The sequence below is a fragment of the Hylemonella sp. GW821-FHT12C09 genome (genome assembly GCF_058807395.1).
This window is the reverse complement of record NZ_JBXAQQ010000003.1, coordinates 235,595-257,050: the sequence shown is the minus strand read 5'-3', so window position 1 is coordinate 257,050 and position 21,456 is coordinate 235,595. Positions and strand designations below refer to the sequence as shown.

19 protein-coding genes and 1 tRNA gene are annotated in these 21,456 nt (G+C 64.1%); 10 read left to right on the top strand and 10 right to left on the bottom strand.

The genetic code is table 11. The annotated features are described in order from the left end of the window. Nucleotides 1-2 precede the first annotated feature (2 nt). Genes AC1RRP_RS07040 through AC1RRP_RS07025 form a run of 4 tightly spaced genes read right to left on the bottom strand, consistent with a single transcriptional unit; the run spans nt 3 to nt 5,927 of the window. On the bottom strand, nt 3-1,685 hold the full coding sequence (locus AC1RRP_RS07040) for a caspase family protein (RefSeq protein WP_493034571.1): 1,683 nt from the start codon (nt 1,683-1,685) through the stop codon (nt 3-5). Further along, nucleotides 1,682-3,376 carry a CHASE2 domain-containing protein gene (locus AC1RRP_RS07035; protein ID WP_493034569.1) on the bottom strand — a complete coding sequence of 565 codons (1,695 nt, stop codon included), beginning with the start codon at nt 3,374-3,376 and terminating at the stop codon, nt 1,682-1,684. The genes AC1RRP_RS07040 and AC1RRP_RS07035 overlap by 4 nt, the downstream gene beginning before the upstream one ends. Nucleotides 3,377-3,387: 11 nt before the next feature. Then, nucleotides 3,388-4,140, bottom strand: a complete 753-nt coding sequence (locus AC1RRP_RS07030; RefSeq protein ID WP_493034567.1) for an ABC transporter permease — start codon at nt 4,138-4,140, stop codon at nt 3,388-3,390. Next, entirely contained in the window at nt 4,137-5,927 is a 1,791-nt protein-coding gene (locus tag AC1RRP_RS07025; RefSeq protein ID WP_493034565.1) for an adenylate/guanylate cyclase domain-containing protein, read from the bottom strand. Before AC1RRP_RS07025 ends, AC1RRP_RS07030 begins: the two co-directional genes overlap by 4 nt. Nucleotides 5,928-6,192: 265 nt before the next feature. On the opposite strand from AC1RRP_RS07025, the gene AC1RRP_RS07020 reads away from it, so the two are divergent. Next, complete coding sequence (locus AC1RRP_RS07020; protein WP_493034563.1) at nt 6,193-6,483, top strand: co-chaperone GroES; 291 nt, start codon at nt 6,193-6,195, stop codon at nt 6,481-6,483. A 44-nt stretch (nt 6,484-6,527) separates the two neighbouring features. After that, the gene (groL, locus tag AC1RRP_RS07015) at nt 6,528-8,180 is read left to right on the top strand and encodes a chaperonin GroEL (RefSeq protein ID WP_493034561.1); all 1,653 of its coding nucleotides are present in this window, start codon (nt 6,528-6,530) and stop codon (nt 8,178-8,180) included. Nucleotides 8,181-8,362: 182 nt separating this feature from the next. Here groL and pgi read toward each other — a convergent pair whose 3' ends face one another. Beyond that, nucleotides 8,363-9,922: a glucose-6-phosphate isomerase gene (gene pgi / locus AC1RRP_RS07010; protein ID WP_493034559.1), complete on the bottom strand. Its 1,560-nt coding sequence runs from the start codon at nt 9,920-9,922 to the stop codon at nt 8,363-8,365. Continuing rightward, a complete protein-coding gene (gene tal / locus AC1RRP_RS07005) occupies nt 9,922-10,869 on the bottom strand; it encodes a transaldolase (protein WP_493034558.1) in 948 nt (315 codons plus the stop codon). Before tal ends, pgi begins: the two co-directional genes overlap by 1 nt. Nucleotides 10,870-10,986: 117 nt before the next feature. On the opposite strand from tal, the gene AC1RRP_RS07000 reads away from it, so the two are divergent. Beyond that, nucleotides 10,987-11,835 carry an SIS domain-containing protein gene (locus tag AC1RRP_RS07000; protein ID WP_493034556.1) on the top strand — a complete coding sequence of 283 codons (849 nt, stop codon included), beginning with the start codon at nt 10,987-10,989 and terminating at the stop codon, nt 11,833-11,835. A 25-nt stretch (nt 11,836-11,860) separates the two neighbouring features. Here the strand turns inward: AC1RRP_RS07000 and AC1RRP_RS06995 are convergent, their stop codons facing one another. Together AC1RRP_RS06995 and AC1RRP_RS06990 are read right to left on the bottom strand one after the other, a co-directional pair. Then, on the bottom strand, nt 11,861-12,628 hold the full coding sequence (locus tag AC1RRP_RS06995; protein WP_493034554.1) for a DUF3047 domain-containing protein: 768 nt from the start codon (nt 12,626-12,628) through the stop codon (nt 11,861-11,863). 112 nt (nt 12,629-12,740) lie between these two features. Next, entirely contained in the window at nt 12,741-13,811 is a 1,071-nt protein-coding gene (locus AC1RRP_RS06990; RefSeq protein ID WP_493034552.1) for a porin, read from the bottom strand. A 294-nt stretch (nt 13,812-14,105) separates the two neighbouring features. Between AC1RRP_RS06990 and AC1RRP_RS06985 the strand changes: the two genes are divergently transcribed. Further along, nucleotides 14,106-14,351, top strand: coding sequence for a hypothetical protein (locus AC1RRP_RS06985; protein WP_493034901.1), 246 nt, complete (start codon nt 14,106-14,108; stop codon nt 14,349-14,351). Nucleotides 14,352-14,369: 18 nt separating this feature from the next. Further along, complete coding sequence (coq7, locus tag AC1RRP_RS06980; RefSeq protein ID WP_493034550.1) at nt 14,370-14,999, top strand: 2-polyprenyl-3-methyl-6-methoxy-1,4-benzoquinone monooxygenase; 630 nt, start codon at nt 14,370-14,372, stop codon at nt 14,997-14,999. 25 nt (nt 15,000-15,024) lie between these two features. Here the strand turns inward: coq7 and AC1RRP_RS06975 are convergent, their stop codons facing one another. Then, nucleotides 15,025-15,474, bottom strand: coding sequence for an OsmC family protein (locus AC1RRP_RS06975; RefSeq protein ID WP_493034548.1), 450 nt, complete (start codon nt 15,472-15,474; stop codon nt 15,025-15,027). Between the two features lie 59 nt (nt 15,475-15,533). Here AC1RRP_RS06975 and ilvA point away from each other — a divergent pair, with 59 nt between their 5' ends. The 5 genes from ilvA to miaB all read left to right on the top strand — a co-directional run bounded on the left by ilvA (nt 15,534) and on the right by miaB (nt 20,081). Then, on the top strand, nt 15,534-17,081 hold the full coding sequence (ilvA, locus tag AC1RRP_RS06970; RefSeq protein WP_493034546.1) for a threonine ammonia-lyase, biosynthetic: 1,548 nt from the start codon (nt 15,534-15,536) through the stop codon (nt 17,079-17,081). Nucleotides 17,082-17,239: 158 nt separating this feature from the next. Further along, nucleotides 17,240-18,019 (top strand): enoyl-CoA hydratase, encoded by a 780-nt coding sequence (locus tag AC1RRP_RS06965; RefSeq protein ID WP_493034544.1) that lies wholly within the window; start codon nt 17,240-17,242, stop codon nt 18,017-18,019. Nucleotides 18,020-18,050: 31 nt separating this feature from the next. Beyond that, nucleotides 18,051-18,127 (top strand) — tRNA-Met (locus AC1RRP_RS06960). Nucleotides 18,128-18,256: 129 nt separating this feature from the next. Continuing rightward, entirely contained in the window at nt 18,257-18,646 is a 390-nt protein-coding gene (locus AC1RRP_RS06955) for a hypothetical protein (protein WP_493034542.1), read from the top strand. 82 nt (nt 18,647-18,728) lie between these two features. Then, a complete protein-coding gene (gene miaB / locus AC1RRP_RS06950; RefSeq protein ID WP_493034540.1) occupies nt 18,729-20,081 on the top strand; it encodes a tRNA (N6-isopentenyl adenosine(37)-C2)-methylthiotransferase MiaB in 1,353 nt (450 codons plus the stop codon). On the opposite strand, the gene ffh is transcribed toward miaB, so the two are convergent. Continuing rightward, a complete protein-coding gene (gene ffh / locus AC1RRP_RS06945; RefSeq protein ID WP_493034538.1) occupies nt 20,078-21,439 on the bottom strand; it encodes a signal recognition particle protein in 1,362 nt (453 codons plus the stop codon). The genes miaB and ffh overlap by 4 nt on opposite strands. Nucleotides 21,440-21,456: the final 17 nt, after the last annotated feature.

Below are 21,456 nucleotides of genomic sequence, written 5' to 3'. Positions count from 1 at the left end.
GGTCAGCGCACCTCTTCGATGGTCAGCAGGGCGGCAGCATAGCCGGTGGAACAGCGCTTCTTGATCGACAAATTACGCGTGCTGGCCGGGTTGGCGCATTCCGCATCGGCCGGCCGGGCGGCCCCCACGGTGACCAGCTGGATGTCTTTCGCTGCCACCGCGTCCACCACCGAGAACGGTCCTGCGGGCTTGAGCCCGGCCGAACTGAAATCACGCGGGTTGTCGGTCACGATGGCCAGCAGGGTGTTCTTGCCGGGCGGGCCCTCGGCAGACAGCTGCCAGGCCGGGCGCGGCAGGCGCATGGTGCCGCCTGGCTCGATCATGTTGTTGCGATCGATCTGGTTGGGGAACAGCAGGTCGAAGGTCTCGCCGTCGGAGCCCACCATGACCAGGTAGACGTAACCCCCCTCGCGCGAGGTCAGCGTGAAATCGACGGTGTCGACACCGATCTTCAGGGCCGGCTTGGCCGCTGTCAGCGTCACGAGGCGACGGTCGTCACGACTGTTGTAGATGTCCTGCAACGCGGCCAGCGTCGAGGGCTTGGCCACCGGGGCCGCTGGAGCGGGAACGGGCGCAGCGACCGGGGCAGGCGCCACCGCCCCGACGTTGGCCAGCGGCACCGGCATCGCAGCAGGCGCAGGTGCCGGCGCGGCCACCCCGGTGTCCTTGGCGGCATAACTGAGCACCATCGAGGGGTTGCCGTTCACCGACACATGGTGCGGCAGGAAACCCTGCACATTCTTGAGCTTGTCGTTGATGCGGTCCTGCGCGCAAGCCTGGATCTCGCCGGCCGACAGGCCACCGCTGCCATCCGTGTCCTTTGCGGCGCCAGCCAGGCAGGCCAGCCAGGCCTGGGAGGCCACGCCACCGCGACCGGGCTGGTCCAGCGAGACCTCGCTGTCGCGGGCCGCGGCAATGTGCACGAAGTTGGCGCCACCACTGCCCGCAGGCTTGGGCGCGTTGATGCTGCGTGTCAGCATATTGGTGGGTTTGACGCAACTCTGCCCGGCGGTATAGGACTTGGGGGCGAACGGCGCGTTGCCGACCGAGCGTGTGGTCACGCCGCCGGAATGACAGGCATCGAGGAAAACAATGGTTTTCTGCGACTTGGCCGACAGGCGCTTGAGCCGGTCTTCCATCTCGGCATCAGTGAAGGGCTGCCCCTCGACGGTGATCAGGGATTCAGCGCAGCGCTCGACGCCCTCCTCCTGCACCAGCTGGCGTCCGCCGTGGCCCGAGTAGTAGATGAACACCTGGTCGTCGCCGCCCAGTTTGCTTTCGAGCTCATCGAAGGCCTTGCGCATCCCTTCGAGCGTGAGCTGCCCGTCGCTCAGCGCACGGATATTGGCCTGCGGCACACCCATGCGCCGCGCAATCTCCGTGGCCGTCGCGGTGTCAAAAGGCACGCCCTTGAGTTTGGGAATGTTGCCCTGGTAGTCGCCGATGGTCATGATCAGCGCGTGCGCGGCCACCGCCGGCGGCTTGCTGAAACCGCGGATGCCGGTGGTGGCGATCAGGTTGCCCTTGCCGCTGCGTCCATCGTCAAGCTGCAGCAGCGCAGCGCCGCCGAGCGGCTTGGCCACGGCCTTCTTGTCGGCGGCCGGATCAGCGGCGTGACCCAGTGTAGTGATCGAGGCCATGGCCACTGCAGCCAGCCCCCAGGCAAATTGCTTCGCGAATTTCATCGGTGGTTTTCCTGATCAGTGGGAAGTGAAGCGGCCACGCTGACGGTGTCGTTCATCGCAGCCAGAATAGTGGTAAAGGCAGAAGCTGTCCATCCGTCTGTCGTTTCCCAACGAATCAGCGCATGCCGGCGCGCGAAACGCAAGTGGCCTCCGGCCACATCCTGAGCGCGCGTATGCATCAGGCCTTGCTCGATCATCACGGCATCTTCCTGCCAGTTGTCAGCAGGGTCCTCGAGCAGCCAGTAGACCAGCATCACGTCCGAAAAAACCTTCTGCACGAAACCCGGGTCCTCGATCAGGTCGACGATGCGTCCCGCTTCGTGCCGCGAACGCGCCACCAGATGGTCCAGGTCCCCCTTGAGGCGGCGGCGCTGCGACGCCGTGGCGCCCTCCAGGCGCAAGGCCAGCACCGCCAGCAGGCGCTGGCCCTGGGCCTGGCGCTCCATGTCCTGCACGCGGCTGTTGGCCAGCCACTTCTTCGACACACCGTAGTAGACACGCGAGAGCGCGAAGTATGAAAGCCCCAGTGACAACGGCGCCGACGCATCGAGGTACCAGTCCGTCAGATTGACGACGGCGAAAGCCAGCACCACCAGCCCGCCCTGCAGGGCGCCGAAAACCGTATCGAACACTTCGATGCGGGTCTGGCGGTAGAGGGCGATGGCCATGCCCCAGATCAGCAGCAGGGCCGCGAGCTTCATCACCCACTTGGGCCGCTCGCGCAGGTAGTCCCCGTTCTTGAAGTTGTCGATGGCCGTGGCCATGATCTCCACACCCGGATGGATGTGCGCCATCGGCGTGCCCTTGATGTCGAACAGGCTGGGCGCCGTGGAGCCGATGATGACGATCTTGCCCTTGAACTCGTCAGCCGGCCGTTGCTTCTTCCCAGCCTTCAGATCGCGGTAGGCGTCGACAAACGAGACGTACTGGTAGGTGAAGGGCTTGCCACGCCAGTTCAGCAGCGTTTCGGGCTGATCAGCCCCGGGGTAACCGAACTCCTCGGCAATGCGCTGCGGCATCGAGGGAATGCGCCAGCCCGCATGCTCGATCCAGGTCGGGTAGCGGCGGATGATGCCGTCCGCATCGGGTGTCACCTGGTGCGTGCCCAGGCGCCCGTTGTCCAGTGCCGCCGGCACCTTGGGCAGGATGATGGCGATCGGTGTGTTCGCATCTGCGCCCGGCTGCAAGGCCCGGGCTCCCGGGAGCGCCCCCACCGGGATGCGGCTCAGTCGATCATTCTGCGGGTCCAGCCGCAGCATGGGGAAGAAGGTCGTGGTCGAACGGGCGATGTCGGCGTTGAAGGCCGCGTCGCTCTCGGGCCGCTGCACGTCCGGATCGGAGAACAGGATGTCGAAGACGATGGCGCGCGGCTGCTGCGCTTCCAGCCCCCGAACCATCTCCCCCAGGACGCGATTCGGCCAGGGCCAGCGACCCTGCTCTTTGGCCATGCCGGCCAGGCTGGCCTCGTCGATATCCAGGATGACGATGTCCGCATCAGGCTTGGGCACGAGCAGGCGGTGCGAGATCAGCGTATCGAAGAGCTTGGTGTCGGCAGCCGCCACCATATTGAGCAGGCCCAGGTCGGCCACGATGAGCGTGGTGAACACCAGGGCGAAGGCAAGGTAGGCACGTGCGCCGAGCCGCCGCACCAGGGAGACGACGGCAGCTTGCCGGCCTTTGATCCAGGACATCCACACCCTGCTCATCGTTTGATCCAGTACACCAGCAGGGCCACCATCACGTCCACCAGGAACACGGCCACCATGCCATTGCCCACGGCATGGATCGAAATACCCGACAGATCGCGCGAGGAACGTCCGGCGCTGCTGCCATGGTGGCAGGCGATCACGCCGATCAACAAGCCCATGACCGCGCTCTTGAGCAGACTGAGCAGCGTCAGCCAGGGATCGGCCAGTTCCAGGAAGTGCCCGGCCACCTGCGCCAGGGGCAGCCCCTGCAGCAGGGACACGGCCAGCCAGCCGCTGACCACGGCCACGATCTGGAAGAAGATGGTGACAACGGGCAGCCCCAGCGCCAGCCCCAGGATGCGGGGCAGCAGCAGATAGTCGGCCGGTGGTATGCCCATGCGCCGCAACGCCTGGTATTCGTCGTGCTGGTTCATGACCGCCAGCTCCGAGGCCATGGCTGCGCTGCTGCGCGCCACCAGCACCAGCCCCGACAGGAGCGGCGCCAGTTCAAAGAACAGGCCGTAGAACAGCCAGGACTGTGCGAGATCGCTGTTCTGCCCGGCCAAGGCTGTGAGCTGGGTCACGGCCGCCGCCCCCGTGAGCGCGGCCAGCGCGCCCGTCACCGGCAAGGCGGCGATTCCCGTTGCATGGACCTGCCGGTAGAGCTGGTAGCGCAGTTGCGGTTCGCCCAACCGCGACCAGCGGGTCAGTGCCAGCCAGGTCATGAGGGCATAGCCGTACAGGCGGCCAGTCACCAGCGCATTCATGCGGTAGCCTCCGCCTCCACACGCTGGCTCAGGGACGGATTCCAGCCCCAGACATGCACGTCCGAGTGCCCCTTGATGGCCTGTGCGCCCAGGTCGACCAGGCCACCGGTCTGGCCCACAGCCAGGGCCACCTCGTGCGAACAGATCACGGGGTAGCCCAGCGTCTTGCTCATGTACTCCAGCTGTGAGGCCGTGTTGACCGGGTCACCGATGACCGTGAAATCGCGCCGCCGCCGCGTCCCGACGTAACCCGCCACCACTTCACCCACATGGATGCCGATACCGATCTCCAGAGGCGCATGGCCCTGAGTCTTCAGTTCCCCGTTGAGCCGGCTCAGGCGCACCAGCATGTCCTGGGCGGCCTCCAGCGCATTGCGCTCGGGCGCGTCCAGTGGCTGCGGCACACCGAATGTGGCCATGAGTCCATCACCGATGAATTTATCGATGGCGCCACCACGTCCATGGATGGCCGCGCCCATTTCTGCGTAGTACGCGTTGAGCAGCTCGATCAGATTCTCCGGCGAGCTCTGCTCGCTGCGCGCCGTGAACCCGCGGATATCGGCAAAAAGGATGGTCACCCGGCAACGCTGGCCGGTGGTCTCGGGCTGCAGATTACCGCGCAGAATGGCGCGCATCACCTGCGGACTGACATGGCCGGCAAAGGCCGTGCGCAGCAGCTGCTTTTCGCGGTAATGCCGGGCGGACTCCCAGGCCAGGCGCGCCAGGAAAGCGAGCAGTGCGGCGCCCAACAGGCTGCCCAGGGGCAGGTACCAGCCACGCCACAAGCCCACCACAGAAATTCCCGTGACCACCACGCCCACAGCCAGCAGGGCCAGGGTCTTGGTCCAGCCATTGCGACCGAACCAGAGCAAGGCCATGGCCAGTGCCAAGGGCCAGGACAGCATCGTCTCCACCGGATCGACCCAACCACGCCCCAGCAGTGAACGCAGGGCCTGTACATGCACCAGGGCGGCCGGGCCACTGCGATTTTCTGGATCCCAGGCGGCCAGCGGGACCGGCAACCGATAACGGGTTTCACTGGGCAGCAGACTGGCCACCACCACGACCCGCCCCCGGACCAGCTTTTCCAGTTCTGCCGCCTGCCCCTGGCGCAGCCAGCCGAGCACCGTCTGCAGCGAGGTGTATTCGATCGGTCCCCCGACCGTGTAGTCGATCAGGCCGCGGGCCGAGCTTTCACGCCCCATCACCTTGGCCATCAGATCGGCCAGCGAGGGGTTGCGGTCCTCATCAATACAACGGCGCTGGTTGATGCGGCGCACGATGCCATCGCGGTCTTCGCACAAGACCAGCGAACTCAAGGCCTGGTCACCGGCGGCCTGCAGCAATTCGGGGGCGATGGGGCGCAGATGCCGCTCCAGACCCATGGGCTGGCCCAGCACCAGGGGCGTCGTGGCCCGCAGCTTGCGCACGCCTTCCAGCAAGGGGGCATCGACCCCCTTGATCAGGAAATCGTAGGAACGGACCGGCAGCGGCGCCGCGACCCCCACAACCGCGGGGCGGGCAGCGGCCAAGCCGGTGAAGAGCTCCCCCAGATAGCGATGCCACAGAGCATAGGGTTCGGGGAAGGACTCGTAGGCCAGCTCGTCCAGGCCGATCACCACCACATCCTGTGGCAAGGCCCCTGGCGCCAGCGCACGCAGCCAGCGTGACTGTTCGTCGTAAAGCGCCTGGTCCGCCCGTCGCAAGGCCTGGGTGCCCATCAATCCGAGCACAAGGACACAGAGAAGAAGGAAGCCGACGAAGATCTCGCGTTGTTGCCGGAGCATCGTTTGATTATGGGTCAGGCCCCGGTACACCCCGTTCAGCCAAGGCCGACAGCTCAGATCGGTGTGAACAATTCCCTCTCACCTGTTTCCTGCGCGCAACGCGCACCCCGGTCCGACCCCGGTCTTGAAAAGATCCGAAATTGCCTTATCATTGGCACTCACTGGATTCGAGTGCTAACACTTCGGATTCAATGTCAAGTTAATGAGCGCCAACTTCGGTACTCAAATATTCCAACCCACTGTTTCAAACTCTAGGAGAGCCCTGATGAAACTGCGTCCTCTGGCCGATCGCGTGATTGTCAAGCGCGTTGAAAACGAAACCAAGACTGCCTCCGGCATCGTCATCCCCGACAGCGCCGCCGAGAAGCCCGACCAGGGTGAAGTCCTGGCTGTGGGCCCCGGTCGCAAGAACGACAAGGGCGAGATCGTCGCCATGAACATCAAGGTCGGCGACCGCGTGCTGTTCGGCAAGTACAGCGGCCAGACCGTCAAGGTTGGCGGCGACGAACTCTTGGTCATGAAAGAAGAAGACCTGTTTGCCGTGGTCGAGAAGTAAATCTCGGCTCCTTACCCTTATTGAACTGAATTCGGAGATTTCAAATGGCAGCTAAAGACGTAATTTTCGGCGGTGAAGCCCGCGCCCGCATGGTCGAGGGTGTGAACATCCTGGCCAACGCCGTCAAGGTAACCCTGGGCCCCAAGGGCCGCAACGTGGTGCTCGAGCGCTCCTTCGGCGCCCCCACCGTGACCAAGGACGGCGTGTCCGTGGCCAAGGAAATCGAACTCAAGGACAAGCTGCAGAACATGGGCGCGCAGATGGTCAAGGAAGTTGCTTCCAAGACGTCTGACAACGCCGGTGACGGCACCACCACCGCCACCGTGCTGGCCCAGGCCATCGTGCGCGAAGGCATGAAGTACGTGGCCGCCGGCATGAACCCGATGGACCTGAAGCGCGGCATCGACAAAGCCGTGACGGCCCTGATCGAACAGCTGAAGAAGGCCTCCAAGCCCACCACCACCTCCAAGGAAATCGCCCAGGTCGGCTCCATTTCCGCCAACAGCGACACCAGCATCGGCGAGATCATCGCCAATGCCATGGACAAGGTCGGCAAGGAAGGCGTGATCACCGTGGAAGACGGCAAGAGCCTGCAGAACGAACTCGACGTCGTTGAAGGCATGCAGTTCGACCGTGGTTACCTGTCGCCCTACTTCATCAACAACCCCGAGAAGCAGGCTGCCCTGCTGGACAACCCCTTCGTGCTGCTGTACGACAAGAAGGTGTCCAACATCCGTGACCTGCTGCCCACGCTGGAGCAAGTCGCCAAGGCTGGCCGTCCGCTGCTGATCATTGCCGAAGACGTCGAAGGCGAAGCCCTGGCGACTCTGGTGGTCAACACCATCCGCGGCATTCTGAAGGTTGTGGCTGTCAAGGCGCCGGGCTTTGGCGACCGTCGCAAGGCCATGCTGGAAGACATCGCCATCCTGACCGGCGGCAAGGTCATTGCTGAAGAAGTGGGCCTGACGCTCGAGAAGGTGACCCTGGCCGATCTGGGCCAGGCCAAGCGCATCGAAGTGGGCAAGGAAAACACCATCATCATCGACGGCAACGGCGCTGCTGCGGACATCGAAGCCCGCGTCAAGCAAGTGCGCGTGCAGATCGAAGAAGCCACCAGCGACTACGACCGCGAAAAGCTGCAAGAACGCGTGGCCAAGCTGGCCGGCGGTGTGGCCGTGATCAAGGTTGGCGCGGCCACCGAAGTCGAGATGAAGGAAAAGAAGGCCCGCGTGGAAGACGCCCTGCACGCCACCCGCGCTGCCGTGGAAGAAGGCATCGTGGCCGGTGGTGGCGTGGCCCTGCTGCGCGCCCGTCAGGCTGCTGGCACCATCAAGGGTGACAACGCCGACCAGGACGCCGGCATCAAGCTGGTGCTCAAGGCCATCGAAGCCCCTCTGCGCGAGATCGTCTACAACGCCGGCGGCGAGCCCAGCGTGGTCGTCAACGCCGTGCTGAATGGCAAGGGCAACTACGGCTTCAACGCCGCCAACGACACCTACGGCGACATGATCGAAATGGGTATCCTGGACCCGACCAAGGTGACCCGCACCGCCCTGCAGAACGCTGCATCGGTCGCTTCGCTGATGCTGACCACCGAGTGCATGGTGTCCGAGTCCCCGAAGGACGAAGGCGCGGCCGGCGGTGGCATGCCTGGCGGCATGGGTGGTATGGGCGGCATGGGCGACATGGGCATGTAATTGCTCCTTGCCTGAGGCTCCATGCCGTTGTTGCAAGGGCTGGCCGTACCCTAAGGTACTGTCTGCGCCCTTGCGCCTAGGCCTGAAGCCTCACGCTGCGTCGAGTAGCGTTACGTTACTCGACACAAAGAAAAAACCCGCAGTGCTAGCACGCTGCGGGTTTTTTCCTGGGCGCCTGTTTTCTAGCTGCGCAAGCGTCGGAGCAGGCCGGCCGTTGATGCGTCCAGGCCTGTGGTGTCGCCGCTTTCCAGGCGCGGCTCGATGGCCTTGGCCAGCACCTTGCCAAGCTCCACGCCCCACTGGTCGAAACTGTTGATGCCCCAGAGCGACCCCGCCACGAAGACGCGGTGTTCGTACAGCGCGATGAGCGCGCCCAGGCTGGCCGGTGTCAGCTCGTCCAGGACCAGGAAGGTACTGGGCCGGTTGCCCGGCATGTGACGGTGACCACCCATGTCGTCCTGCCCCAGCATCAGCGCCTGGGCCTGGGCCAGGCCATTGGCCAGCAGCTTGTGGTGATGCGCGGGCAGGTCATGCGCCACCTTCCTGACCGCAATGAACTCGACCGGGATCACGTCGCTGCCCTGGTGCAGCATCTGGAAATAGGCGTGCTGGCCGTTGGCCGCCGGCTCGCCCCAGATCACGGGGGACGTGGCGTAGGGCAGGGCCTGCCCGGCCTCATCGACACGCTTGCCATTGCTTTCCATCTCCAGCTGCTGCAGGTAGGCCTGCATGCGACGCAAGCCGCTGTGATAAGGCGCCACGCTACGGCTGCCGAAGCCGTGGAAATTGCGATACCAGAGGTCGAGCAAGGCCAGCTGCACCGGCAGGTTGCGCTCCAGGGACGCGGTACGGAAATGCTCGTCCATGGCATGCGCCCCGGCCAGCAGTTCGCGGAAGCGCTGCGCGCCAATGGCAATGGCAATCGGCAAACCGATGGCCGACCACATGGAATAGCGCCCCCCCACCCAGTCCCAGAAACCGAACGTGGTGCTGATGCCGAACTCGGCCGCCGCCTGCACATTGCTGGTCAGCGCACAGAAGTGACGCGCCACATCACGCCCGCCCTGCGCTTCGAACCAGGCCTTGGCGGAGCGGGCATTGGTCATGGTCTCCAGTGTCGTAAACGACTTGGACGCCACCAGGAACAAGGTGCTCTCAGGCCTCACCTGGCGTAACACGCTGCTGAGTTCGTGCCCGTCGACGCTGGAAACAAAGTGGTAGCGCTTGCCATGATCGACAAACTCGTCCAGCGCCAGCACCGCCATCTGGGGTCCCAGGTCGGAGCCCCCGATGCCGATGTTCACCACATCGGTGATAGCAGCATCCTCACGCACAGCCTGAACGTAGGTCAGCATGGTATTCAGCACATCATGTACTTCGTGCAGCTCGCCCTGAACGTATGGCGTCAGTTGAGGGGCTGCGGCTCCGCCGGGGTGGCGCAGCAGGAAGTGCATGGCTGCCCGGCCCTCCGTGCTGTTCACAGGCTCGCCGCGAAACATGGCATCACGGTGCTGCGACATGCCGCACTGGCGTGCCAGTTCGGTCAGCTGGGCCTGGATCGCGGTGGTGATCAGGTTCTTGGAGAGATCGGCAAACACATGGGGCGCCTGCAGGCTCAGGCCCTCGAAGCGGCCCGGATCCGTGGCGAAGGCCTGTCGCAGATCCAGAGACCGGCCCTCGGCCTCGTACAAGGTACGCAAGGCCGACCACGCCGGCGTACGGTCACATCGGGTGCGTGTCATCAGGCAGCGCGCACCAGTTGCTCAAGCTTCACCGTGTCGGCGGCAAAGGCACGTATGCCTTCGGCCAGTTTTTCGGTGGCCATGGCGTCTTCGTTGAGTGCATAACGGAAGCCCACCTCGTCATACTGCACGGCCGGCAGGTCCAGTGTGCGTGCCGCTTCGGGAGCCAGGGCCCGCCTGACCGGTGCGTCGCTGCCCGCCAGCTGCGCCAGCAGCTCGGGCGAAATGGTCAGCAGGTCACAGCCCGCGAGCGCCACGATCTGGCCCACGTTGCGAAAACTTGCCCCCATGACCTCGGTGCTGATGCCATGGCACTTGTAGTACTTGTAGATCGCGTGGACGGACTTCACACCCGGGTCGTTTGCGCCGCTGTTGGCCACCTCGTCCCAGGTCGTGCCGGCGGCCTTCTTGTACCAGTCATAGATCCGGCCCACGAAGGGCGAGATCAGCTGCACCTGCGCCTGTCCGCAGGCCACGGCCTGGCAAAACGAAAACAAAAGCGTGAGATTGGTATGGATGCCACGCTTCTCCAGCAACGCGGCCGCCTGGATGCCCTCCCAGGTGGCGGCGATCTTGATCAACACGCGGTCGATATGGATGCCCTCGGCCTGGTACAGCTCGATGATGCGTTCGGCGCGCGCCACCGTGGCCTGCGTATCGAAGCTCAGGCGGGCGTCGACCTCGGTCGAAACCCGCCCCGGGATGAGCGCAAGGATCTCGCACCCGAAGCGCACCAGCAAGCGGTCGATGATTTCATCCAGCGCACGGCCGCGGAACTGGTCCACGGCCTGCTGCAGCAAGGGCTGGTAGTCGGGCTTCTGCACCGCCTTGAGAATGAGCGAAGGGTTGGTCGTCGCGTCCTGCGGTTTGACCGCCGCCAGCTGGTGGAAATCGCCCGTATCGGCCACCACGGTGGTGAACTGGCGCAGCGCATCGAGTTGGTTCATGGGCTTGAATTATGAGTGAAATAAAATTACGCTTTCTCTTCATTTCATGTAACCATGCGCGTCTGACCCGGTGCCTGTTCACAGTGCGCAGGCACCAGACGCCTCACTGGAGACCTCATGCTCGACCGCATCCGCGCTTCGCTTCCCTCGCTGGCTCCGGCCGAACAGCGCGTGGGCCAGCTTGTCCTGGCCGATCCACGCGCCTTTGCCAACCTGCCCGTCAGCGAACTGGCCGACCGCTCGCATGTGAGCAAACCCACCGTGGTGCGGTTTTGCCGCAGCATGGGCTACGACGGCCTGTCCGACTTCAAGCTCAAGCTGGCCGGCACCGTCAGCGAAGGTGTGCCCTTCATCCACCGCAGCGTGGACGTGGACGACAAGACCAGCGACGTGGTGGTCAAGGTGATCGACAACACGGTGTCGGCCTTTCTCAAGTACCGCAACAACGCCAGCACGGCGGCGATCGACAAGGCCGCGGCCGCGCTGGCCGCCACCTACAAGACCGGCAAGCGCATCGAGTTCATCGGCGCGGGCAATTCGGGCATCGTGGCGCTGGACGCGCAGCACAAGTTCTTCCGGCTGGGCGTGAACACCGTGGCCTACAGCGATGGCCACATGCAGGTCATGAGCGCGTCTCTGATGGGCCCGGGGGACTGCATGGTGGTCATCTCCAATTCGGGCCGCACCCGCGACCTGATGGATGCCAGCGACATCGCGCGCAAGAATGGCGCCACCACCATCATCATCACCACCAGCGGCTCGCCGCTGGCCATGGCCGGCCACATCCACCTCGCGGCCGACCATCCCGAGGGCTACGACCGCTACAGCCCCATGGTCTCGCGTTTGATGCACCTGATGATCGTGGACATCCTGGCCACCTGCGTGGCCTTGCGCATCGGCGGCAACCGCCTGCAGCCCATGCTCAAGGAAATGAAGAACAACCTGCGCAACAAGCGCTACGCCTGAGACGCAGCCCCGGCACTGTCATGCCCTAGGGATGGCGCGCCAGCACGGCGCCATCCAGCTCCACCGGGCCGTACCAGGCACGCGCCTGTGATTGCGTGTTGTCGCTGTCGGTCATGATGGCCACGCCGATCAACCGGCCGGGCTCTTCGCCAAACACCTGGCGGTAATCTGCACGTATATCGCGCTCATAATCCAGCCACTGGTTCAACCGTGCCGGGCCGGACTCCACCACCAGCTTGCGGATACGGTCCGTACGCGGGTTGGTGATGACACTGCCGGCTTCGCGCGTCGGGCACCAGACGTACATCAGCGTCGCATAGGGTAACGCTTCGCCCGTCATCAACTGGACCAGTTCTGACAGCATGTGGTCACGGGTGGATAAGCTGGACCGGTCACCATCAAAGCTCAAGACCACTCGGACCACAGAATCCGCACGGTCACGCCGCGCCAGGTCTGCCGTCGGCATCAGTGCCGGCACCTGCCACGAAAAACGGATCTGCCCCAGATCCTCAGGCGCGATGCCCAGCTTGCGCCGCAAGAGACTGGCCGAGGACAGGGCCTGTACTTCCATGGCCTCCCGCCCGGCAACGTGCACGGGCAGATAAGCTGTGGCCGCCTTGCCCGGCAGTGGCATGTGCTGCCAGCCATAAAAGGCCTGTGACTCGCTTGAGGCCCGCTCAAGCGAGGATGTCGTTGAGCTGCAGGCCGTCAAGCCCAGCAGCATCAAGGCTATTGCACCGAGCGCAGGAAATACCCCCAGGGTCACTGCTCCCCGTTTGTATTTCGATTGCATCAAAAGCTGAGTCCTGTCCATTAAAAATCAACCATCCCATAAAAAAACCCTGCCACGTTGCCGCGACAGGGTTCTTGACTCTTACCTTCAGCTGGCTTGCGCCAGCGTCAGATCAGAAGTTGTGGCGCAGGCCGACCAGCAGGCGGCTGGTGTCCTTGACAACAGCGGCGCCGGCGTTGTCGGCCTTCTCGACGATGTAGCGTGCGTAGGTGGTCGAACGCTTGCTCAGAGCGTACTGCACACCCAGGCCCGTCATGGTCGAGTCGACGTTGCCGACGAGCTTGTCGTCCAGCTTCTGGATGTTGGCCGACAGGGTCAGGGCGGGAGACAGCGGCACATCGGCAGCCAGGTTCATGCCGGCGTTATCAGCCGTGTCCGTACCAGTCGCGTCGGTAGCCTTGTAGCTGTGACCACCCAGGGTGAACTTGGCGAACTGGAAGTCGTACGACACATAGTAGCTGGTCAGGTCATTCTTGGAGCCAACAACTGCGGTAGAGGTACCAGCGTTACCACTGCCACCAGCAGTACCACCACTACCGATTTCGCGGGCGAACTTGCTCACGCCAGCAGCGATGGGGCCGTTGGCATAGAACAGGCCGACGTCGGACAGGGCGCCAGCAACGGGGGTGGCGCCGTCGTCAGACTTGGGCGAGTACAACAGAACGAAGCTGAAGCCGGAGAAGTTCGGCGAGGTGTAGGCGATCGAGCTGTCGAAGCGGGTCACGGACAGGCCCATCAGGGTGGAGTAGCCACCAGCACCCAGAGAGACGCGGCCGGCGTCCTTGGTGTTGAAGCTGGCGCCACGAGCACCCTGGACGGTCAGGGTGGGGGAGTTCGGAGCGCCCAGCTTGACGGAACCGAAGGAGCCCGACAGGCCGACGAAGGACTGGCCGGTGCCGTAGGTGCCGCCGCTGCCTTCGGTGGCGGTGTCGGCCGTGTTGAAGTTGGTTTCCAACAGGAAGTCAGCCTTCAGACCGCCGCCCAGATCTTCCAAACCGGACAGGGTGAAACCGGTCGTGCCGATGCCGTCCTTGCTGATACGCGTGCTGTTAACCGTGGTGCCAGCAGTGGTTTCGGTCTTGCTCGAACGATAGGTGGCGTCCAGGGTACCGGAGACGGTCACGTTCTGGGCGAAAGCGCTGGTGGCAGCCAGGGCGGCCACGGCAATCAGGGTCTTTTTCATATTGAAAGTTCTCCAAAGGTTTAACAAGGGGTCCCGAAGGGAGTTTCCGGATCCCCGGGCCAACCTCCTCTAACAAGGAAGTTGGATGTATTGCACCAGAGCCCGATAGCCGGGTCAAAGGAAAACCCCCGAGTCCTCCCGATTCGCCCCAGGTTTCGTTGTGACCCTGCAACATTGCACAAACAACAGGCAATACCGATGGGGCCTAGCCTCTCCCCCATCCATTAAGCTCCAAACTTAGCGCCAATAAAAGAGCCTTTTATGCAAACTTTGCTGGTTGATCGGGCCGTGAGCATGTCCCAATTCAAGAAGAACCCGGCCGCCGTGCTGCGCCAGGCCGAAGGCCGGCCCGTGGCCGTACTGAACCACAACCGGGTCGGGTTCTACCTGCTGGAGCCCCCGCTACTCGAAGCCGTGCTGGAGGAGCTGGGCCGGCTGCGTCACGCCGCTGCCCAAGCCGATGGGCCGCCGCCAGAGGCCACGCCCTACAGGCCGCTGATCGAAGCCTTGTTGAGCCAAGCCAAGGTAGCCCGTGGCTAAATTCGGGACAATTCATCCATGACCATGCCCACCGACGCCCTGCTCCGCGCTGCCGACACGGCCCTGCGCACACTGTTTGCCCCGCCTCGGGCCACACATCCCACACCTCGACCGGCCACCCCGGACGGGGAGTTGACCAGCGAAGACAAGCGCCTTTCGGCCGCATTGATGCGTGTGAACCACGTGGGCGAGGTCTGTGCACAGGCGCTCTACACCGCGCAGGCTCTGACCACACCCAGCCCCGCCCTGCGCGCGCACTTCACGCGCGCCTGCGCCGAAGAGACCGATCACCTGGCCTGGACCAAGCAGCGCCTGGACGAACTGGGGTCACGCGCCTCGCTGCTCAACCCGCTCTGGTACGCCGGCGCCTTCGGCATCGGCCTGCTGGCCGGGCGCCTGGGGAATGCGGTCAGCCTGGGGTTTGTGGTGGAAACCGAGCGCCAGGTGGAAGCCCATCTGATGAGCCATATGAACCGGCTGCCCGCAGGAGACCAGACTTCGCGCGCCATCGTGGCGCAGATGGCTGCCGACGAGGTGAACCACGCCGTGGACGCGCAGAAAGCCGGGGCAGCGGAACTGCCCGGCCCGGTGAAAGAACTCATGCGCACCGCCGCCAAGGTGATGACCACCACCGCCCACTACATCTGAGACAAACCCGGGTCTCCGACGCCGATCAAATCTCCAAGACGTCGAAACTGGTCGTGATCTCGGCCGTCTTGCCCAGCATGATGCTGGCCGAACAGTACTTGTCGTGGCTCATCTTGATGGCACGTTCCACGGCGGCGGCCGGGATGCCTAGTCCGGTGACGGTGAAGTGCATGTGGATCTTGGTGAAGACCTTGGGGTCTTCGGTGGCCCGCTCGCTGCTGAGCTTGACGCTGCAGCCGCGCACCTCGTGGCGGCCGCGCTTGAGAATGAGCACCACGTCGTAGGCTGTGCAGCCGCCAGTGCCGGCCAGCACAGTTTCCATGGGCCGCGGGGCCAGGTTCTGGCCGCCGTTTTCGGGCTTGGCCGCATCGGGCGCGCCGTCCATCACCAGCACGTGGCCGCTGCCGGTTTCGGCTACAAAACCCATGTTGGAGCGTGCGCCGGTGGCGCCGGTCCAGCTGACTGTGCATTCCATGTTCTGTTCCTTGTCAAAATGGGGGTCTGGCGCAAATTATCCCCACACCGCCAGCCCTCATGAAAACAAGACCTCTGCAGCCCGCTGATTACCTGAAAAAAATCCTGACCGCGCGCGTCTACGACGTGGCCGTCGAGTCCCCTTTCGAACCCGCCAAGGCCCTGAGCCGTCGCCTGCACAACAAGGTGCTGCTCAAGCGCGAGGACCAGCAGGCGGTGTTCAGTTTCAAGCTGCGCGGCGCCTACAACAAGATGGCGCATCTGACGCCGGAACAGCTGAAGAAGGGCGTGATCTGTGCCTCGGCCGGCAACCATGCCCAGGGCGTGGCGCTGGGTGCGAATCGACTGGGCACGCGCGCCGTGATCGTGATGCCCACGACCACGCCACAGCTCAAGATCGACGCCGTCAAGGCGCTGGGCGGAGAGGTGGTGCTGCAAGGCGACAGCTATTCCGATGCTTACAACCATTCCCTGACCCTACAGAAGAAGCAGGGGCTGACCTTCGTTCATCCCTTTGATGATCCGGACGTGATCGCTGGCCAGGGCACCATCGCCATGGAGATGCTGCGCCAGCACCAGGGCCCGCTCGATGCCGTATTTGTGGCCATCGGTGGCGGTGGGCTGATCAGCGGTGTGGCGGCCTATATCAAGGCCGTGCGTCCGGAGATCAAGGTCATCGGGGTGCAGATGAACGACTCTAACGCCATGATCCAGTCGGTGCGCGCGGGCAAGCGCGTCACCCTGCAGGACGTGGGCCTGTTCTCCGACGGCACCGCCGTCAAGCTGGTGGGCAAGGAGACCTTCCGCCTGACCCGCAAGCTGGTGGACGATTACATCGAGGTCGACACCGACGCCGTCTGTGCGGCCATCAAGGACGTCTTTGTCGACACCCGCTCCATCGTGGAGCCTGCCGGTGCCCTGGCCGTGGCCGCCATCAAGCAATACGTGGCCAAGCACAAGACCAGGGGCGAGACCTATGCCGCCATCCTGTGCGGCGCCAACATGAACTTCGACCGCCTGCGCTTCGTGGCCGAACGCGCCGAGGTGGGCGAGGAGCGCGAGGCCCTGTTCGCCGTGACCATCCCCGAGGAACGCGGCAGCTTCCGCCGTTTCTGCGAACTGATCGGCACCCTACCCGGTGGGCCCCATAACGTGACCGAGTTCAGCTACCGCATCAGCGACGAGCGCAAGGCTCACGTCTTCGTCGGGCTGTCCACGTCAACCCGCGACGAGAGCACCAAGATCGCGACCAACTTCAAGCGCCACGGATTTCCTGCGCTGGACCTCACGCATGACGATCTGGCCCAGGAGCACATCCGCCACATGGTGGGCGGTCATTCAGCGCTGGCCAGGGATGAGCGCCTGTTGCGCTTCATCTTCCCCGAACGCCCCGGCGCCCTGCTCAAATTCCTGAGCCTGATGCGTCCGGGCTGGAACATCAGCCTCTTCCATTACCGCAACCAGGGCGCCGACTATGGCCGCATCCTGGTGGGCATCCAGGTGCCCAAGGCCGACGACAAGGCCTTTGCCAAATTCCTCGAAACGCTGGGTTACGCCTACGTAGAGGAAACCCGCAACCCGGCCTATCGCATGTTCCTGCAAACTTGAAGCACCCCCGTGGTGGCCCTGGGGCCACCTACCCCCTCAAGGGGGCGCACCCAGTGGCCCGGCCAAGCCGGTTCCACGGGTGCCCGCGAATGAAGCCCTTTCATACGTCGCGCGTTTTGGGCGGCATGATGGAGCAACTGATTTCAACGGAGACCCGCATGACTTACGAAATGATCCAGGTACGCACCGAAGCCGGCAAGGTCGGCATCATCACCCTGAACCGTCCCAAGCAGCTCAACGCGCTGAACGACCAGCTGATGGACGAACTGGGAGCCGCGCTCAAGGCCTTTGATGCCGACACCGCCATCGGCTGCATGGTCATCACCGGCAGCGAAAAGGCCTTTGCCGCCGGTGCCGACATCGGGGCCATGGCCAGCTACAGCTTCGCCGATGTCTACAAAGGCGACTACATCACGCGCAACTGGGAGACCCTGCGCAGCATCCGCAAGCCGGTGATTGCCGCCGTCAGCGGTTTTGCCCTGGGCGGCGGCTGCGAAATGGCCATGATGTGCGACTTCATCATCGCCGCCGACAACGCCCGCTTCGGCCAACCCGAAATCAAGCTGGGCGTGATCCCCGGCGCCGGCGGCACGCAGCGTCTGCCACGTGCCGTGGGCAAGGCCAAGGCCATGGACATGACGCTGACCGGCCGCATGATGGACGCCACCGAGGCCGAACGCGCTGGCCTGGTCAGTCGCGTGGTGGCACTGGACAAGCTGATGGACGAAACCCTGGCCGCCGCCCTGATGATCTGCGACTACTCGCAGGTGGCTGTGATGGCGGCCAAGGAAGCCGTGAACCGGGCCTTCGAGGGCTCGCTCAACGATGGCATCATGTTCGAGCGCCGCCTCTTCCACGCCTTGTTCGCCACGGCCGACCAGAAGGAGGGCATGGACGCCTTTGTCGGCAAGCGCAAGCCCGCCTTCCGCAATTGCTGAGCCGGCAAAAAACGGTATAATTTGCCCCGTTGGTGATATAGCTCAGTTGGTTAGAGCGCAGCATTCATAATGCTGATGTCGGTGGTTCAAATCCACCTATCACCACCAGAATATCCGGAACCCGCACGCGCTCACGCTCTGCGGGTTTTTTGCTGCTTGCTGCCGACCAAACCAGCGCCCCGATCGTCGTTATAGTTGGCAAGCCTCAGTTCAACCCTCAGCCTCTGGATAAACACCATGAACCGCTGTCTACCGTCAGTCTCGCCCCGCTTCCGGGCCATCGGTTTTGCCTTCGCCCTCGGTGCGGCCCTTATCTCCGGCGGCGCTTCGGCCCAGATGGCCGATCCCCAGCGCATCCCGCCCATCTCCGCCAAGGCCCAGCGCGGCGTGCTGCGGGTGATGGCGCCGCCCGATGTCCTGATGGACGGCCAGCCGGCACGGCTCGCACCCGGTGCGCGCATCCGCGACCGCAACAACCTGCTGGTCGTCTCCGGGGCACTGCTGGGACAGGAGCTGGTGGTGCGCTACACGCGCGACCCGCTGGGGCTGGTGCACGAGGTCTGGGTCCTCACGGCCGGCGAGGCTGCTGCTGCCGCAATAGCCCAGCCGGGCGCCACACAGTACTGACCCCTTCTCTCTGCCCGCCGCGGCAAACCCTGGTGGCCGCTGCCAGGCTTTCCATCGGGACAATCGGTTTCAGGAACGCACCATGAGCAAAAAAGTTTTCATCAAGACCTTCGGTTGTCAGATGAACGAGTACGACTCGGACAAGATGGCCGACGTGCTGGGCGCCGCCCAGGGTTATGAACCGACGCAGGACGTGGAAGAGGCCGACCTCATCCTCTTCAACACCTGTTCGGTACGCGAAAAAGCACAGGAAAAGGTGTTCTCCGATCTCGGCCGCGTGCAGCACCTGAAAAAGAAAGGCGTGAAGATCGGCGTGGGCGGCTGCGTGGCCAGCCAGGAAGGTGCCGAGATCATCCGCCGTGCACCGTATGTGGATGTGGTTTTCGGCCCCCAGACCCTGCACCGCCTGCCCGAACTGCTGAACGCACGCGAGTCTCAGAACCGCCCGCAGGTGGACATCAGCTTCCCCGAGATTGAGAAATTCGACCACCTGCCCCCGGCCAAGGTGGAAGGCGTCACCGCCTTTGTCAGCATCATGGAGGGATGCTCCAAGTACTGCAGCTACTGCGTCGTGCCCTATACCCGCGGCGAGGAAGTGAGCCGCCCCTTCGAGGACGTGCTGGTGGAAATCGCCGGCCTGGCCGACCAGGGGGTCAGGGAAGTCAACCTGCTGGGGCAGAACGTCAACGCCTGGCGAGCGCCCATGAGCGGCAAGGTTTCGAACGTCACGAGCGCCGTGGAGATGGCCGACTTCGCCACGCTGATCGAGTACGTGGCCGAAATCCCCGGCATCGAGCGCATCCGCTACACCACCAGCCATCCCAACGAGTTCACGCCCTCACTGATCGCCGCGTACGAGAAATGCCCGAAGCTGGTCAGCCACCTGCACCTGCCGGTGCAGCACGGCAGCGACCGCATCCTGATGGCCATGAAGCGTGGCTACACGGCGATGGAATACAAAAGCACGGTGCGCAAGCTGCGCGCCATCCGCCCCGACATATCCATCAGCAGCGACTTCATCGTCGGCTTTCCGGGTGAGACCGATGACGATTTCAGCAGGATGATGAAGCTGATCGAGGACGTGGGCTTCGACAACTCCTTCAGTTTCATCTTCAGCCCGCGCCCCGGCACTCCCGCGGCCAACCTGCACGACGATACGCCGCACGAGGTCAAGCTCAGGCGCCTGCAGCTGCTCCAGGCAGCGATCGAGGCCAATCTCAAGCGCATCAGCGCCAGCCGCCTGGGCACGGTACAGCGCATCCTCGTGGAAGGGCCGTCCAGACGGGACGCGGAGGAACTGATGGGCCGGACAGAATGCAACCGGGTGGTGAACTTCAAGGCCCCCAGACGACTGATTGGCCAGATGCTCGACGTGAACATCACCGAGGCCTTGCACTACAGCCTGCGCGGTGAGGTGCTGACCGTTGCAGCCTAGAAGGGCTTGGGCATGCCTTTCATGCCCCCCATACGCTTCATGAGTTTCATCATGCCGCCGCCCTTCATCTTCTTCATCATCTCCTGCATCTGCTCGAATTCCTTGAGCATGCGGTTGACATCCTGAACCTGCACACCCGCGCCGGCGGCGATGCGGCGCTTGCGCGTGGCCTTGATGAGTTCGGGCTTGCGGCGCTCCAGCCTGGTCATGCTGTTGATGATGCCTTCCTTGCGTCGCAGGTCCTTCTCGACCCGGTCAGCATCCACCTGGCCGGCCTTGGCCGCCATCTGCGCGGGCAGCTTGTCCATCAGGCTGGAGAGGCCGCCCATCTGCTTCATCTGCTGCAGCTGGGCCAGAAAATCATTGAGATCGAAACCGGCGCCGCTCTTGACCTTGGCGGCCAGTTTCTGCGCGGCCTCCATGTCCACCCCCGCCGTGACCTGCTCGACCAGGGCCACGATGTCGCCCATGCCCAGCACGCGGCCGGCATGGCGCTGGGCGTCGAAGACCTCCAGGCCGTCGAGCTTTTCGCTGGTGCCTGCGAACTTGATGGGCACACCGGTGACGGCGCGCACCGAGAGGGCCGCGCCGCCGCGTGAATCGCCATCGGTCTTGGTCAGGATGATGCCGGTCAGCGGCAGGGCTTCCTTGAAGGCCCGTGCGGTGTTGATCGCGTCCTGGCCCTGCATGGCGTCGACCACGAACAGGGTCTCCACCGGATTGAGCACCGCGTGCAGCTCGCGGATTTCCTTCATCAAGGCTTCGTCAATGGCCAGGCGGCCGGCCGTGTCGACCAGCAGCACGTCGAAGAAGTGCTTCTTCGCGTAGTCCAGCGCGGCACGTGCGATGTCGGCGGGCTTCTGCTCCGGCGTGCTGGGGAACCACTCGGCCCCGGCCTGGGCGGTCACGGTCTTGAGCTGCTCGATGGCGGCCGGGCGGTAGACGTCGCCCGAGACGGTCAGCACCTTCTTCTTGCGCTTCTCGATCAGGTGGCGGGCCAGCTTGGCCGTGGTGGTGGTCTTGCCGGCGCCCTGCAGACCGGCCATCAGGATCACCGCCGGCGGTTGCGCCGCCAGGTTGATGTCGGACACACCCTCGCCCATGGTGGCGGCGAGTTCACGGTTGACAATGCCCACCAGCGCCTGGCCAGGCGTGAGCGAGCCCATGACGGCCTGGCCCAGAGCCTGCTCCTTGACGCGGGCGATGAAGTCGCGCACCACGGGCAAGGCCACGTCGGCCTCCAGCAGGGCCATGCGCACCTCGCGCAGCATGTCGGCCACGTTGGATTCGGTGATGCGGGCCTGACCGCGGATTTCCTTGACCAGGCGGCTGAGTTTGTCGGTGAGGGCGGAGGCCATGGCGGTATTCCGGTGGG